The sequence below is a fragment of the Bacillus inaquosorum KCTC 13429 genome (assembly GCF_000332645.1).
In the GTDB taxonomy this organism is placed as follows: Bacteria; Bacillota; Bacilli; order Bacillales; family Bacillaceae; genus Bacillus; species Bacillus inaquosorum.
In genome coordinates this window covers 126,807-141,463 of sequence record NZ_AMXN01000004.1, presented here as the reverse complement: position 1 = coordinate 141,463, position 14,657 = coordinate 126,807, and the positions used below count along the sequence as shown (strand labels likewise).

The 14,657-nt window shown below is 45.0% G+C and carries 15 protein-coding genes and 2 riboswitches; of the genes, 7 read left to right on the top strand and 8 right to left on the bottom strand.

Going from position 1 to position 14,657, the window contains the following annotated elements; all coding sequences use genetic code 11:
• Together proA and BSI_RS09995 are read left to right on the top strand one after the other, a co-directional pair.
• Complete coding sequence (gene proA, locus BSI_RS09990) at positions 1-1,248, top strand: glutamate-5-semialdehyde dehydrogenase (protein WP_003239060.1); 1,248 nt, start codon at positions 1-3, stop codon at positions 1,246-1,248.
• A 127-nt stretch (positions 1,249-1,375) separates the two neighbouring features.
• The gene (locus BSI_RS09995) at positions 1,376-1,801 is read left to right on the top strand and encodes an organic hydroperoxide resistance protein (protein WP_003239059.1); all 426 of its coding nucleotides are present in this window, start codon (positions 1,376-1,378) and stop codon (positions 1,799-1,801) included.
• Between the two features lie 32 nt (positions 1,802-1,833).
• Here BSI_RS09995 and ohrR read toward each other — a convergent pair whose 3' ends face one another.
• Positions 1,834-2,277, bottom strand: a complete 444-nt coding sequence (ohrR, locus tag BSI_RS10000; RefSeq protein WP_003239058.1) for an organic hydroperoxide resistance transcriptional regulator OhrR — start codon at positions 2,275-2,277, stop codon at positions 1,834-1,836.
• 141 nt (positions 2,278-2,418) lie between these two features.
• Here ohrR and ohrB point away from each other — a divergent pair, with 141 nt between their 5' ends.
• Positions 2,419-2,829, top strand: coding sequence for an organic hydroperoxide resistance protein OhrB (ohrB, locus tag BSI_RS10005; RefSeq protein WP_003239057.1), 411 nt, complete (start codon positions 2,419-2,421; stop codon positions 2,827-2,829).
• 124 nt (positions 2,830-2,953) lie between these two features.
• A complete protein-coding gene (locus BSI_RS10010) occupies positions 2,954-4,057 on the top strand; it encodes a glycosyltransferase family 2 protein (RefSeq protein WP_003239056.1) in 1,104 nt (367 codons plus the stop codon).
• A 5-nt stretch (positions 4,058-4,062) separates the two neighbouring features.
• Here the strand turns inward: BSI_RS10010 and guaD are convergent, their stop codons facing one another.
• Positions 4,063-4,533: a guanine deaminase gene (gene guaD / locus BSI_RS10015; protein WP_003239055.1), complete on the bottom strand. Its 471-nt coding sequence runs from the start codon at positions 4,531-4,533 to the stop codon at positions 4,063-4,065.
• A gap of 135 nt (positions 4,534-4,668) precedes the next feature.
• On the opposite strand from guaD, the gene BSI_RS10020 reads away from it, so the two are divergent.
• Positions 4,669-5,295, top strand: a complete 627-nt coding sequence (locus BSI_RS10020) for a histidine phosphatase family protein (RefSeq protein WP_003239054.1) — start codon at positions 4,669-4,671, stop codon at positions 5,293-5,295.
• 39 nt (positions 5,296-5,334) lie between these two features.
• Here the strand turns inward: BSI_RS10020 and metE are convergent, their stop codons facing one another.
• Complete coding sequence (gene metE / locus BSI_RS10025; protein ID WP_003239053.1) at positions 5,335-7,623, bottom strand: 5-methyltetrahydropteroyltriglutamate--homocysteine S-methyltransferase; 2,289 nt, start codon at positions 7,621-7,623, stop codon at positions 5,335-5,337.
• 127 nt (positions 7,624-7,750) lie between these two features.
• Positions 7,751-7,906: riboswitch (SAM riboswitch) on the bottom strand.
• Between the two features lie 131 nt (positions 7,907-8,037).
• Positions 8,038-8,997, bottom strand: coding sequence for a serine protease Isp (gene isp / locus BSI_RS10030; RefSeq protein ID WP_003239048.1), 960 nt, complete (start codon positions 8,995-8,997; stop codon positions 8,038-8,040).
• Positions 8,998-9,219: 222 nt separating this feature from the next.
• On the opposite strand from isp, the gene rsbRB reads away from it, so the two are divergent.
• Entirely contained in the window at positions 9,220-10,053 is an 834-nt protein-coding gene (gene rsbRB / locus BSI_RS10035) for an RsbT co-antagonist RsbRB (protein ID WP_003239045.1), read from the top strand.
• 32 nt (positions 10,054-10,085) lie between these two features.
• Here rsbRB and thiX read toward each other — a convergent pair whose 3' ends face one another.
• Genes thiX through thiU form a run of 4 tightly spaced genes read right to left on the bottom strand, consistent with a single transcriptional unit; the run spans position 10,086 to position 13,658 of the window.
• Positions 10,086-10,850, bottom strand: coding sequence for an HMP/thiamine ABC transporter permease ThiX (gene thiX, locus BSI_RS10040; protein ID WP_032732112.1), 765 nt, complete (start codon positions 10,848-10,850; stop codon positions 10,086-10,088).
• The gene (locus BSI_RS10045; RefSeq protein WP_003239041.1) at positions 10,825-12,468 is read right to left on the bottom strand and encodes an ABC transporter ATP-binding protein; all 1,644 of its coding nucleotides are present in this window, start codon (positions 12,466-12,468) and stop codon (positions 10,825-10,827) included. The genes thiX and BSI_RS10045 overlap by 26 nt, the downstream gene beginning before the upstream one ends.
• Positions 12,455-13,054 (bottom strand): ECF transporter S component, encoded by a 600-nt coding sequence (locus tag BSI_RS10050; protein WP_003239038.1) that lies wholly within the window; start codon positions 13,052-13,054, stop codon positions 12,455-12,457. Before BSI_RS10050 ends, BSI_RS10045 begins: the two co-directional genes overlap by 14 nt.
• A gap of 1 nt (position 13,055) precedes the next feature.
• Complete coding sequence (gene thiU, locus BSI_RS10055; RefSeq protein WP_003239036.1) at positions 13,056-13,658, bottom strand: HMP/thiamine ABC transporter substrate-binding protein ThiU; 603 nt, start codon at positions 13,656-13,658, stop codon at positions 13,056-13,058.
• A gap of 96 nt (positions 13,659-13,754) precedes the next feature.
• Positions 13,755-13,866: riboswitch (TPP riboswitch) on the bottom strand.
• Between the two features lie 101 nt (positions 13,867-13,967).
• Between thiU and ykoG the strand changes: the two genes are divergently transcribed.
• Positions 13,968-14,654 (top strand): two-component system response regulator YkoG, encoded by a 687-nt coding sequence (gene ykoG / locus BSI_RS10060; protein WP_003239034.1) that lies wholly within the window; start codon positions 13,968-13,970, stop codon positions 14,652-14,654.
• Positions 14,655-14,657 lie beyond the last annotated feature (3 nt).

The following is a 14,657-nucleotide window of genomic DNA, read 5'->3' as shown; positions in this document are numbered from 1 at the left end:
ATGAGTGAAGTTTCTGTAAAAGCGAAGCTGGCAAACGAAGCAGCAGCTGAACTGATCATGAAAACAACGGCTGAAAAAAATGAGGCGCTCAGCCTCATCGCAAACGGGCTCCGAAAAGAAATAGATTTTCTCTTAATGGAAAACGCCAAAGATATTGAGAACGGAACGAACAATGGCTTAACACCTGATATCATTGATCGCCTGACACTTGATGAGAAACGCATTCGTGATATAGCGGATGCAGTAGAGCTTTTAATTGATTTGGCAGATCCGGTCGGTGAATCTCTTGAAACGATTGAAAAAGAGAACGGACTGTTTATCGAAAAAATCCGTGTTCCGCTAGGTGTTGTCGGAATGATCTATGAAGCGAGACCGAACGTTACAGTCGACGCGGCGACCCTCTGCTTAAAGACGGGTAACGCGGTTGTTCTGCGGGGAAGCTCCTCTGCCATTCACAGCAACAAAGCACTCGTCAGCGTGATTCACAGAGCGCTTGAGCAGTCATCGATTCCAATTAATGCCATACAGCTGATTGAGGATACAAACAGGGAAACAGCGAAAGAACTCTTTACGCTGAACGACGGTCTTGACGTATTAATCCCGCGTGGAGGCAAAAAGCTGATTGATCTCGTCGTGAGAGAATCAACAGTGCCTGTGTTAGAAACCGGAGCAGGAAACTGCCACATATTCATTGACGAAACGGCGAAACCGCAAATGGCAGAAAAGGTTGTCATAAACGCCAAAACGCAGCGCCCTTCCGTGTGTAATGCAATTGAATCATTGCTTATTCACAAAGCGTGGGCGAAGCAGCACGGGAAAGAATTGCTTGCCCAGCTGGAAAACGCGGGAGTTGAAATTCGCGGTGATGAATTTGTATGTGAACTTCATCCTTCAAGCAAACAAGCGTCAGAAGAAGATTGGGAAACTGAATTTTTAGCGCCTGTCCTTAGCGTAAAGACGGTTGAGAACGTCCAAGAAGCTGTGAAGCATATCCAACAATATGGCACCAATCATTCTGAAGCGATTTTAACTGAAGATGACAAGCACGCGGCTTATTTTCAAACCGCTGTCGATGCTGCTGCGGTCTATCATAACGCATCAACCCGTTTTACCGACGGCTTTGAATTCGGCTACGGAGCCGAAATCGGCATCAGCACGCAAAAGCTTCATGCAAGAGGGCCAATGGGGCTTCCTGCACTGACTTCTACAAAATATATCATTAAAGGAACTGGGCAAATCCGCGAATAGCGGGACAATGTTCGATGAAAAGCTTATCTCGTAAAGGGATAAGCTTTTTTTATGCGCCAAAAAATTGACACTACAAATTAGATTGTGTACAATTTAATTGTATAAAATATATTTAGGGGGATGAAATATGAGTCAGCCATTATTTACAGCATCAGTATCAGCGGTAGGAGGAAGAGAAGGAAAGGTGATATCATCAGATCGCGTTCTCGAACTCGATGTCGCAATGCCGGGAACACCGAGAGCCAAGAAATTAGAAAAAGCGACAAATCCAGAGCAGCTGTTTGCAGCAGGTTACGCAGCTTGCTTTGACAGCGCACTGCAGCTGGTAGCAAGAACAGAACGAGTGAAAGTAGAGACAGAGGTTACAGCGCATGTCAGCCTGTTAAAGGATGAAGAAGATCAAGGCTATAAATTAGGTGTGACGCTGCAGGTGAAAGGGAAAGGAGTCAGTGCATCAGAATTACAGGCACTTGTGCAAAAAGCGCACGGCGTTTGCCCGTATTCAAAAGCAACCTCCGGAAATATCGATGTTACGCTGGAAGTAGCTGAATAAAATATTAAGAGGATGCCTCGTATAAGGCATCCTCAACTTTTTTGATGAAGCGTTTCCAGCAATGTATATAGAGCGGATTTTAACTGTTTCAGGTCCTCTCCGGACTGCTTTGAGAGCCCCAAGATCGTCCTTGGTATGTCAGCCGCTTGTTCTTTTAATGACTCTCCGTTCTCTGTCAGGCTGATCAATACGGACCGCTCATCCTCTTCAGATCTTTTTCTCGTAATCAAACCTTGCTGTTCCATTCGTTTCAGCATCGGAGTGAGTGTCCCTGAATCTAAATACAGCAGCTCGCCCATTTTTTTGACAGTAAGCGTTTCGTGTTCCCATAACAAAAGCAAAGCCAAATATTGAGGGTACGTCACATTCAGCTTTTCAAGCAGCGGCTTGTATTGCTTTGTCATTTCCCGCGAACTCGCATATAGCAAAAAACAAAGCTGATTCTCCAACTTCATATGGTCAAATTCATTTTCCATCTTGTTCACCAACTCTTTCTGACATTCCATTCTATTGTATCTGAAAAACATCACTTTTCCTATTCTCGGCAAACATAGCATGTTTAAAAAGATCAGAAAGGGAAATATAACAACTAGATACAAACAAGGAGGATGGAAAAAATGGCACTATTTACAGCAAAAGCAACCGCACTCGGCGGACGGGCCGGACATATTACATCAGATGACGGCGTTCTTGATTTTGATATTGTGATGCCTAATGCAAAAAAAGAAGGACAAACCGGAACAAACCCGGAACAGCTCTTTGCGGCAGGATACGCTGCATGCTTCGGCGGCGCGCTCGAACACGTGGCTAAGGAGCAAAATATTAAAATCGATTCCGAAATTGAAGGGCAGGTCAGTCTCATGAAGGATGAGAGCGACGACGGGTTTAAAATCGGCGTCACACTTGTTGTGAACACCAAAGATTTGGATCGGGACAAGGCACAAGAGCTTGTCAATGCTGCTCATGAATTCTGCCCTTATTCGAAGGCAACCAGAGGAAATATTGATGTAAAATTAGAATTAAAATAATGACCGGCATCCTGAGGGTTCTCAGGATGTTTTTTTGTCCGGAAGCACGCGCAGCGGGCATGATCTTTTCGAAGTGTGAATACATGTAGTATAGGTGAATTCAGACTAGAGAAAAGGTGAGCACATGAAAAGACCAAAGCTGTCAGTTTGTATGATTGTGAAGAATGAAGAACGCCATATCGCACGCTGTTTGGAGAGTGTGCAGCGTATTGCTGATGAAATCATTGTGGTTGATACCGGTTCGAACGATCGTACGGAAGACATTTGCAAAAGCTTTCATGCCCAAGTTTATCATCATAAATGGGAACAGGATTTTTCAAAGGCGAGAAATGCCAGTTTACAGCATGCCAAGGGAGAGTGGATCTTGATCTTGGATGCCGACGAAGAACTAGACTCGGATACGGGCAGTCTATTGCCTTCGCTGCTGACTGACAGCCTGCCGTCTCTCGGTTGCGTGAAGGTCGTGAACTACACCGGGAAGCAATGGAATGAAAATGAAGCGTTTGAACAAAGGCAGATCAGGCTGATCCGCAATCAGCAAAACATAAGGTTTACGGGAAGTATTGGGGAAAGACCAGAGGGAAGAGAGGCAAGCAGCCCTTTCTCGCTTCCATGTATCATTCACCATTACGGTTATTTAGAGCAGGAGGCACAGCAAAAGCATCAACGCAACATGAACTTATTGGATACGGAATTGCTGACATTCTGTGCTGACCCGTCTCTCATTTATCACAAAGCAGCTGAGTATGACAGAGGAAACGAACATGATAAAGCCTTCCGGCTGGCAATGGATTGTATTAATAAATGTAAAAGAAAACAGCAAATTCCGCCGCCTGCTTTCTATTATTTAAAGTATAAATTATTGATTGACGCAGAACGGTACGAAGAAGCGGAACGGGATATCGATGAAGCGCTGGGGCATTATCCCGATTACTGCACGCTTCACTATTATAAAGGGATTATTATGTATCAGTCTAAAAAAGTAAGAGAAGCGATCACAGCGTTCGAAGCTTGCCTGCAAATCGATAGTGAAAATCTTCAGTACGTACAGGTGAAAGGAGCAGCCGATTTTAGATCAAGCTGCTGGCTCGGTGTCTGCCATGCTGAATTGCATCAGCATATGACCGCTGTTTTGTATTTGCAAAAAGCGCTGAAAGTCAATCCGAAGTGCGCACGGGCACAGCGGCTTCTCACCGAATTAACAAAGGATCAGGCCGCACATGCCTGATCCTTTTAATATTCTTTCTTATTGGCAAAATCCCGCCATGCCTGGAATGGGGATAAATGCTCCTTCAGGGTCACCTGATAAAAAGGTATGTTTCTTTTTTCTGCCGGTTTATCAATTTCTTCATATATGAATGAATCATCAAATCCGGCTTCAGCAGCGTCTGTGTGCTCCGCTGCATAGTAAACGGCTTTCGGCCTGGCCCAGTAGATGGCGCCTAAGCACATGGGACACGGCTCGCAGCTCGCATATAAAATGCAATCATCAAGCTGATAGGTGTCAAGTGCCCGGCAGGCGTTTCGAATAGCCGTCACTTCTGCATGGGCAGTCGGGTCATTGCTTGTTGTGACGTTGTTCTGCCCTTCGGCTATAATAGCTCCGTCTTTCACGATAACGGCTCCGAAAGGCCCGCCAACTCCCGCATTCACTCCTTCACGAGCAAGATCGACAGCCCGTTTTAAGAACTTTTCATGATTCATCCTAAACCCTCCTGTCAATTGAGTGTTATAAGTATAGCCGAAAAGAAGTGCAAAGAACATTCTCAAAAAAGTGAAAAGTAAACAAAATATTTGGGGGATTTGCTAAGATAAGAGGAGAAAAGAGGAGGGGTGATCATGCTGCATTTATATATTGCTAGGCACGGACAGACTCAATGGAATGTGGAAAAACGGATGCAGGGCTGGCTGGATTCTGATTTAACAGAACTTGGACTGTACAACGCCCGCGCTCTTGGGAAGCGTCTGAAAGATATTGAATTTAATCAGGTTTACATCAGCCCGAGCAAGCGGACAGAAGAGACGGCAAAAACCATACTGGGATCGCGCCGGCCCCCGCTGGTTAAAGATCATATATTCAGAGAAATGTCACTGGGCTCATGGGAAGGAAAAAAACAAGAGGATATTGAAAGAGACGAACCTGATCTTTTTCATGCTTATTTTCATCATCCCGCAGCTTATCGCCAGCCGGGATGTGAAACGTTTTTTGACCTTGAAAGCCGGGCAAGGCTGGCTCTCCAAACGATTTTAGACAGCCATTCTTCCGGTAATGTTCTCTTGGTTACCCATTCCGTCTTTATATTAATGCTGTTAAATATCATAAAGGGAAGAAGCATTAATGACATATGGAATTCTGCTTACATACATGATACTTCATTGAGCCTTGTGGAATTTGATGAAAATGGAGCAGCCAAAATAGTAAAAGAAGGGGATGGGGAGCACCGGAAACCGATTCCCGCTTTCTAATAGAAAAAACCATCTGCCAAAGGCAGATGGTTTCTATATTTATACAAGCTGTGTCTGCTGAGCTCTTGCCTGTTTTGCGGCTTCAACCATGTTTTTCAATGCTGCAACCGTTTCTTCCTGCTGTCTTGTTTTCAATCCGCAGTCTGGATTTACCCAGAAGCGGTCAGTCGGACAGACGGCAAGCGCATCAACGATAATGTTGTACATTTCTTCAGTTGACGGCACACGTGGGCTGTGAATGTCATATACACCAAGGCCTAGACCCTTCAGATAAGGATGCTCTCTTAAGTAATCCAAAAATCCTCCGTGGCTTCTGCTGTGCTCGATCGTAATAACATCCGCGTCAAGATCATTAATCGTATCGACGATGTCTTCAAAGTTGCTGTAGCACATATGCGTATGAATTTGCGTCTCGTTTTTCACGGAAGAAGTGGTTAATCTGAATGCTTCTGCCGCCCAAGTCAAATATTCATCCCAATCTTGGGTTTTTAATGGAAGACCTTCACGCAGCGCCGGTTCATCGACTTGAATGATTTGAATGCCTGCGTCTTCAAGCGCTTTTACTTCTTTGCGAAGAGCAAGCCCAATTTGGAAGGCGATTTCTTTTCTCGAAATGTCGTTTCGAGGGAAAGACCAGTTTAAGATCGTAACAGGGCCCGTCAGCATTCCTTTCACATGCTTGGAAGTCAATGACTGTGCATACACAGTATCTTTTACTGTCATCGGTTCAATAAATTCAACATCTCCGTAAATGACTGGCGGGCGGACACAGCGTGAACCGTATGATTGAACCCAAGCGTATTTTGTGAAGGCAAAGCCGGCCAGCTTCTCACCGAAGTATTCGACCATGTCGGTCCGTTCAAATTCACCGTGAACAAGGACATCAAGTTCCAATTCTTCCTGAATATCAATCCATCTTTTTGTTTCTGCATTGATAAAGTTTTGATACTGTTCATCAGACCACTCATTTTTCCGCCATTTTTGGCGTGCGCTCCGCACTTCAGCAGACTGCGGGAAGCTCCCGATCGTAGTCGTCGGCAAAAGCGGAAGGCCGAGAGATTTATTTTGCAGGGCTAAACGTTCTTCAAACGGAATCGGGCGCTTGAAGTCTTTATCGGCTAATTGCTCAAGCTCTTTCTTCTGTTCAGAATTCGCGCCTGTTGCAAACTGTTTGAGCGCCTGAATATCAGTTTTAGCCTGCTGAATTTGTTCGCTGATCGCCGCTTTTCCTGAAACTAAGCCTTCTTTCAAAGCTGTCAGCTCGGCTAGTTTTTCTTTTGCGTAGGATAATCCGTTCAGCAGATCCTTTTCCAAATGCTCGTCAGGGTGTTTTGCTACAGGAACGTGCAGCAGGCTGCTGGAAGGCTGAATCCACAGTTCCTCAACTTTTGCAATGCTGAGAATATCGAGAACGGCATCGAGACGTTCTTCAAGATCTGCTTTCCAAATGTTGCGTCCGTCGATCACACCGGCTGCCAGCACTTTGTCTGTTGGAAAGCCGTGTGTTTTCAGCTGTTCCAGGTTTCTGCCTTTATCGTGAACGAAATCAAGGCCAATTCCCTGTACCGGGTAAGAGATCAGCTCTTCATAAGCATCCACAGAATCAAAATACGTCTGCAAAAGCACATTCAAGGAGGAAAGCTCGCTTGTAATGTTTTCAAATAATTCTTTTGCGCCGCGGACATCTTCGGCAGAAGCTGTAACAAGCGCTGGCTCATCGATTTGAACCCATTTTACGCCTTCTTCTTCAAGCTCTTTCAAAAGCTGTACATATAACGGCACAAGGCGTTTTTGGATTGCTTTAGCTTCAGACGGCTCATAGCCTTTGGCAAGCGTAACGAACGTATAAGGGCCGACAATCACAGGTTTTGTTTCAACGCCGTATTCCTGTTTGATCCTGCGATAATCTTCGAGCTGTTTGTTTCTTGTCAGGCGGAACTCAATGCTCTCGTCATATTCCGGAACGATGTAATGGTAATTTGTATTAAACCATTTTGTCATTTCACTAGATACAGCGTCTTTAATTCCGCGGGCGATAGCGAAGTATGTATCGGTAGCGTCAGTCAAATGTCTGAACCGTTTTGGAATCCAGTTGAAGCTGACTGCTGTGTCGAGTACATGGTCATACTGTGTGAAATCAGAAACAGGCACAACATCAATCTGCTGGTCAATTTGTGTTTTTACTGCGGATAAAAATAGTTCGTCGATTTGCTTTAAAAACGTATCTTTATCAGTGCTGCCTTTCCAATACGCTTCAAGTGCTTTTTTCCATTCTCTGTTCAGTCCGATTCTCGGAAATCCTAAATTTGATGTTTTGATGGTTGTCATTGTTTCTCCTCCTTTATATGTAAAACACTCTCGTTAACCCGCGGATACAGGCTGCTAAGAGGTTTTCTCACAATAAAAAGCCTCTTTCCCATGAGAGAAAGAGGCTTTTCTGCGTAAAACACTGCCTCTCTCATCTCTCAGACACAATCTGATGGAATTAGCACCGTGCCTTATGAGACATTAGTCTCGGCGCGAAAAGCAGTGCGCCCCATTTCACAATGGAATTACGGTCGGTTGCTGTTGGGGTCAAAAGGCCAATCCCTCGCCCAACTCTCGATAAGAGAAAATGTTATTAATTTTTTGAAAAGTTGAATCATTTGTTGGTAATCTTAACAGTAATTCAAATTCGTTGTCAACATAGAATTTGAAATTTTATTTACAAATTACGACATAAATTATATGAGAAAAATAATTTTATAGGGTCATCAAATGTGATTGCTCTGCTTTTTCTGCCAGCTCATCAGGAGCAGTTAAATACAGGAATCCATTACCTGCCAGTGTTTTTGCGATATCAAGCGGGAGTGTCCTGCGGACCAGCTGCGCATAAACCTCAGGTTCAGTAAGATCTCTTTGAAACGATTCTTCTTCAAAGCTTTTAATTAAAGCGAGTGCTCCGCTGACATGAGGGGCAGCCATTGAAGTGCCGGTCAGTTTACCGTATTTCTTGTTAGGGAGGGTGGATAATATATTTTCTCCCGGTGCAACGAGATCAATTTCTTTATTTGCGTTAGAAAATTCTGACGATTCTCGAGCTACGGAAACAGAACCAACCGCGATCACATCATTATAAGCCGCAGGGTAGGAAAGCTCCTCTGTACGTTCGTCGCCGTCACCTTCATTTCCCGCTGCGCAAACGACAAGCACTCCATTTTTTACGGCGTTTTTCACCGCTTCTTCAAGCTCTGGCACATCGCTCGGTCCGCCAAGAGACATTGAGATGATATCGACTTTCTGTTCCACAGCGTAGTTAATGCCGTTAATAATCCATTCGTATTGTCCGCTGCCGTTTTCACCGCCAAGAACCTTCACAATCAATAGGCTTGCCTCAGGCGCGACTCCGGCAATGCCGCCGCTTGAATCATTAGCTGCAATTGTTCCGGCGACGTGTGTGCCGTGTCCGTTGTAGTCGGAAATCGCATCTTCCTTGCCGCCGTCATCATCCGTGAAGTTCTTTCCGCCGATGATTTGGTTTTTTAAATCAGGATGGCTTGCGTCGCAGCCTGTGTCCAATACAGCAATTTTTACATCTTTGCCTTTTACCCCTTTTGCCCACATTTCTGGCGCCTTAATCACTTTAATGCCCTCAGGAAGCTCGTTTACATCCATGATCTGCTCATTCGTCACATACGGGATCAAGCGGATTTCACCATTCATAAAAAAGCCCTCCTTTTTTATGCTTTCAAGTGGATTCAAGGGTGTTGCCTCATATTATATGAAAAAAACAACCGCTCGGACAGAGCCATTTGAAGCATTTTGAAAAAATGGGATACAACCCAAAGAATTAGTAATTTTCAAAATATTGGATGGTTTCAGCGTGTCTGACTGGGATTCAGCTGTAAGTCAAGTTATAATAGTGTTGGGGAAAGGAGCAGTGTGATGAAACTGAATGAAAAATTATATGCGTTTTTTTCAGAGCATGTGGAACAAATGGCCGAGGAATGGATTGAAACGATGGAGGAAAGTGATCCGAATTCGCTTTACGCCTTACATAATGCATCTGTAACGGAAGAATTGAAAGAGCAGGACAGGGAATTTTACCGGCATCTGAATTACATGTATGTTTTACCTGAAAAACAATTTCTCGAAGAATTTCAAGAGTGGGTCATTGAGCTGACAAACGATCAAAAGCATCTCGATACTCCGGTTCAGTACGTCATTCGGGAGTTTATGAGAAATCGGAAATTATATACGAAGTATTTTGAGAAGTTCGCAGAAGAAAACGAGTCGGCGTTTGAACCGGGAGAGAAACAAAAATGGGCCGATTTGATTGTAAGAGTCTTTGATTTTACCATTTATACATTTGTCGATCACGCAGAAACGAATGCCAAACAGCAATTAAACGCCCAGAGAGAAATGATATTGGAATTAAGCTCGCCTGTCATTACCCTGAGCAAATCAACAGCTCTGCTTCCGCTTGTCGGTGACATTGATACCGAACGGGCAAAGTTTATTCTGGAAAACACGCTTCATGCTTGTGCAAAAAGACGCGTGGAGCATCTGTTAATCGATCTGTCAGGTGTTGTGGTGGTCGATACGATGGTGGCGCACCAAATCTTTAAATTAATTGAAGCGCTCAATTTAATCGGTGTCCGATCAACCCTGTCAGGAATCAGGCCTGAAATCGCGCAAACCGCTGTACAGCTTGGGATTGATTTTTCGAACATTACAATTAAAACCAATCTTGCCCAGGCATTAAACTATCATCAATAAGAAAAAAAGCCGCTATCGACAATAGCGGCTTTTTATGAGGCAAAATATAAAGATACGAGAAAAGATCCTGCGAATAACAAGAGAACGAGGCAAAAGAACAGCCAGTCGCGGCGGTTTACGGTCAACGTCCGGTAATATGTCCGATTTCTGCTTCCTGTAAAACCTTTCGATTCCATCGCAAGCGCCGTCCGTTCCGCTTTTCTGATGGCACTTGCCAAAAGCGGGATGGTATACCGCTTTAGCGCGCTGATTTTCTCTTTGAAGCCGTTCTCCGCCGCTCCTCCTCTGATTTTATGAGCCTGCTGGATCAGCTGGACCTCATCCTTTAACAACGGAAGAAAACGAAAGCCTGCAATGACGCCATATGCGAGCTTTGGTGAGAGCTTGCACTGCTGGACAAGGCTCAGCATAAATAAAATCGGATCGGTCGTAAAAATAAACATCATCGATAAGGCGGAAAAGCATAAAATACGAAACCCGAGAGAGATGCCGACAGACACATTGTCACTGTTGATCGAAAAAGGGCCGGCTTGAAACAAGAAATTATCCGGGGTTGTCGGAACCTTTCCAAAAACAGCGGCTGTCCATACGCATCCGAATGCCAAAATCAAAAACGGAATCGTAAACAAAAACCATTTTTTCAATGGGATTCTGGCTGCTAATAGGACACTCGCCACGATGATGATATAAAAACACGCAGGGGTGTAGGGATTGTAAATAAACGACAGCATGACAACACAGCAAAAAACCGCCGCTGCTTTCACTGTCGGATTAATAAGATGTAACGGCTGCATCATCACGCACCTCCTCTTGATATGCCATCCATTCATATAGAAGGGGAAGGGTGAGCTTTGCGTTTTTGACAAGCCTTGTTTCCTGAGAAAATAACTGCGCTGGAGATCCGTCAAAGGCCAGGCCCGTATCGTGAAGCACAAGCACGCTGTCGGCATACGAAGAGACTAGCTCCATATCGTGTGTAATCATAAGGACAGCGGTTCCTTCTGCCTTGATACGCTGAATCATATCCATGCATTCAGCCGCCGTGCGGGCGTCCTGGCCAAAGGTTGGTTCGTCTAATAATAAAACCTTTACGTCATGCATGAGCATGGTAGCGACGCTCAGGCGCCGTTTTTGTCCTTGGCTGATTGCAAACGGATGATGATCAGCCAAATGCGCAAGACCGAAACGATGCAGCAGGTGCTGCGCTTTTTTCTCGGTTTCAGCATCTGCTTTCTGGCCGAACAGCAGCTCTTCATACACTGTATCGGTGACGAACTGATGCTCCGGGTTTTGAAAAACAAATCCCATTCGTTTTCGCAGTTCATTTTCTTTATACGATTGCAGCGGCTTATCATATAGAAGAATCTTTCCGCTTTTCGGCTTCATCAGACGGGCGAGGACGGATAAGAGCGTCGATTTTCCGGTGCCGTTCGGGCCGACAAGCGCCGTTAAAGAGCCTTCGCGCAATGAAAAGCTGATGTCTTTGAAAATCGTCTGCTGCCCTCTTGCGAACGAAAGGCTGCTGACTTCCAGCACACTTTCCCCAGAAGGAGCTTTCTTCTTTTCAGCATGCCCGGCAGGAAAAGGTTCTTTAAACAGCGTTTCTTTTGATAGAGTAAACGGCATACTGAGTTTTTCCTGCAGGCCGCACACTTTTGGAATCGCGATGCCTAGTTCCTTTAGGGTCTCCGCTTCGTGCAGAAATAGATCTTCTGTCCGGCCGTCCAGCGCTTTTTTTCCTGCTTTGTCCAGCACAATTGTCCTCTCAATCCAAGGCGCCCATTCATCAAGCTGGTGCTCAATGACGAGGAGGCTGAAGCCTTTTTCCCTCTGAAGGTCTTTCATCATGTGAACGAACTCCCGCGCTGAATAAGGATCTAACAGAGAAGTTGGCTCATCCAACATAATAAGCTCAGGCTCCATCGCCAAAATACAGGCGAGAGCGACTTTCTGCTTTTGTCCTCCTGACAGAGTGGATATCGTTTTTTCTTTTAAAGAAGTAATGCGTAATTTTTCTAAAACCGCATCAATTTTTTCTGTCATCTCTTTTTTCGGAATCTGCAGATTTTCCAGTCCAAAAGCGATTTCGTCCTCAACCGTCAGCATGCAAAACTGCTGATCGGGGTCCTGAAAGACAACTCCAGCATGCTGTGCAATCGTTTCGGGAGTTTCAGCGTCTGTGACCGGCTTTTGATATAAAAATACATGTCCGGACAGTATGCCGTCGCAAGCTTCCGGGTACAGGCCGTTTAAACATAGGGCGAGCGAGCTTTTTCCGCACCCGCTCGGCCCTAGTAATAAAGCGCATTCTCCTTTTTGAAGCTCAAACGAAATGTTTTGAAAAACCGGTTTCTCGTCTTCTTCATAAGTGAAGCTGAGCTGGTCAACCGTTAGGAGCTCATCAAAGGCTTGCATTGTCTGATACCTGTTTTCGTTTCTTTTTCAGTTCCTTTCCGAGTGCCATTCCGTTTAACACACCCGTATAAGCGAGAGAGTCGCTGACAGCTTTTCCGAGGAGCCCCGCAAGAAGCGCGCCGGAAATCAGACGGATGACAAGCGAAATGAGAAGATAACCAGGTGAATACGCTGCATAGCCGGAAACAAAGAGATCATAGATAAAGCTGGCTACTGAAGATCCCATTCCTGCCAGCAAAAGTACAGGTAGAGAGTATGCTTTCCAGCGTGTCGCGAGAAATACAGCTTCAGCCCCGAGACCTTGAACAATGCCGATGACGATGACCATTGGGCCAGATGGATTTCCCAGCAGGCATTCAACGAGAGCGGCAATGATTTCAGAAACAAGCGCCGCACCCGGTTTTCGAATAATGTACGCGGCGATGACAGAAACGATAAACCAAATGCCGTAAATCGGTTCATAAGCGATTGGACCGAACATACCGGCAAGTACGTTTCCAAAATGCGTGAATAATAAATAAACAACGGCAAAAACGATACTGATAACGGACATGATGACAATTTCTTTTACTTTCCAGCTTTTCATTTTATCCCTGCTTTCTGTTTTTTCTTGATGGACTGTTAGCCGAGACATTCACAGTCATGGTTACGTGGTTTGTTTGCTGTTCAGCCATGCGGAAAACGGCTTCCAGTGTTCTGAATACGTCATGCGCGTCCCCGTCAAGCTCGCTCGCGTAATGGACTCCCTGTACGAAGGTGCCTTCTGCTTTCGCAATGTCGACAGCTTCGATGATCAAACCCATATAATCCGGCTCATTCATCGGGTAAAGCGCAAATTGGCATGGTGCTTCCGCGTTCAGGCTTCCGACAGCATCTTCATTGACACGCTTGCCGTCTGCGGAAAGATATGTATCTCCTTGGGTATCGCCCGGGCACCCGATGGAAAACGTGCCGTTCATGACGATGTGTTTTTCGCTGTTCGCCGCATAAAGATAAATGGCCTTGGCAGCATCGAATACATGATCAATCGATCCGCGCAAGACTGTGCTGATATGGTCGGTTTTCGTCCAAACCTTAGATGTGTCGGTTTTTTTCAGCGCAGACTTGATCACACTGATAAAATCATCTGTCATCGGGTATAAAGAGAAGCGAAAACCAGCGATTCTGCTTGTACCGCAAATATGATCCATTTCTCCGACCTCCTGTTTTTTTGGTAAAATAAAAAACTGCATATCCTAAGGGAATATGCAGTCATAGATCGATTAAGCGCACAAAAAAATACACCATTCGGTCAACCTGCACTTCCCCACGCTGGTATTATCCAGATCGGGTCATAAGGGATCAAAGCGCGTTTTTGCGCGCTTTATCTCAGCCAAAACAGCACCCCTAGTGCTTTCCGTATACAATTTTTTATTTTGACATCATAATAGATGATAAGAATCATTTTGTAAACAATGAAATCATTTTTTTCATATTGGGACAGGAGAGGATGATCGATTTTGGAAAAAGGGCACATATTAATTGTGGAAGATGAAGAAAAAATCGCCAGGGTGCTTCAGCTTGAATTGGAATATGAAGGATACAGCGTCATCATCAAACAAGATGGCACAGAAGGGCTGAATGCGGCCGCGGAAGGCGGGTATTCTTTGGTGCTTCTTGATGTCATGCTTCCGGGGCTTAGCGGCCTGGAGGTACTCCGCCGCTTGAGAAAAACGGATCAGCAGACACCTGTCATTTTATTAACGGCGCGAGACAGTATTCCTGATAAGGTAACAGGGCTGGACATCGGTGCGAACGACTATGTCACAAAGCCGTTTGAAATTGAGGAATTGCTTGCGAGAATCAGGGCGGCGCTGCGCCAAAATGGACCAAAAACAGAAGATATCGGCACCTTTCTTACATATGACGACTTGCGGGTGAACGAAAAAACCCGTGAAGTGAGACGGGGAAACAAAGAGGTGGAATTAACGCCGCGGGAATTTGATTTGCTCGTCTATATGCTGAAACATCCGCAGCAAGTGCTGACACGGGAGCAGATTTTAAACTCGGTATGGGGATTTGATTACATTGGTGATACAAATGTCGTCGACGTGTACATAAGATACATCAGAAAAAAACTGGACTATCCTTACAAAAAACAGCTGATCCATACTGTTCGCGGGGTCGGCTATGCCATTAAGGGGTAAACG

Excerpts from the sequence above, each read along its gene's own strand:
- proA (WP_003239060.1), top strand. The coding sequence starts at position 1 with ATGAGTGAAGTTTCTGTAAAAGCGAAGCTGGCAAACGAAGCAGCAGCT.
- BSI_RS09995 (WP_003239059.1), top strand. The coding sequence starts at position 1,376 with ATGAGTCAGCCATTATTTACAGCATCAGTATCAGCGGTAGGAGGAAGA.
- ohrR (WP_003239058.1), bottom strand. The coding sequence starts at position 2,277 with ATGGAAAATGAATTTGACCATATGAAGTTGGAGAATCAGCTTTGTTTT.
- ohrB (WP_003239057.1), top strand. The coding sequence starts at position 2,419 with ATGGCACTATTTACAGCAAAAGCAACCGCACTCGGCGGACGGGCCGGA.
- BSI_RS10010 (WP_003239056.1), top strand. The coding sequence starts at position 2,954 with ATGAAAAGACCAAAGCTGTCAGTTTGTATGATTGTGAAGAATGAAGAA.
- guaD (WP_003239055.1), bottom strand. The coding sequence starts at position 4,533 with ATGAATCATGAAAAGTTCTTAAAACGGGCTGTCGATCTTGCTCGTGAA.
- BSI_RS10020 (WP_003239054.1), top strand. The coding sequence starts at position 4,669 with ATGCTGCATTTATATATTGCTAGGCACGGACAGACTCAATGGAATGTG.
- metE (WP_003239053.1), bottom strand. The coding sequence starts at position 7,623 with ATGACAACCATCAAAACATCAAATTTAGGATTTCCGAGAATCGGACTG.
- isp (WP_003239048.1), bottom strand. The coding sequence starts at position 8,997 with ATGAATGGTGAAATCCGCTTGATCCCGTATGTGACGAATGAGCAGATC.
- rsbRB (WP_003239045.1), top strand. The coding sequence starts at position 9,220 with ATGAAACTGAATGAAAAATTATATGCGTTTTTTTCAGAGCATGTGGAA.
- thiX (WP_032732112.1), bottom strand. The coding sequence starts at position 10,850 with ATGATGCAGCCGTTACATCTTATTAATCCGACAGTGAAAGCAGCGGCG.
- BSI_RS10045 (WP_003239041.1), bottom strand. The coding sequence starts at position 12,468 with ATGCAAGCCTTTGATGAGCTCCTAACGGTTGACCAGCTCAGCTTCACT.
- BSI_RS10050 (WP_003239038.1), bottom strand. The coding sequence starts at position 13,054 with ATGAAAAGCTGGAAAGTAAAAGAAATTGTCATCATGTCCGTTATCAGT.
- thiU (WP_003239036.1), bottom strand. The coding sequence starts at position 13,658 with ATGGATCATATTTGCGGTACAAGCAGAATCGCTGGTTTTCGCTTCTCT.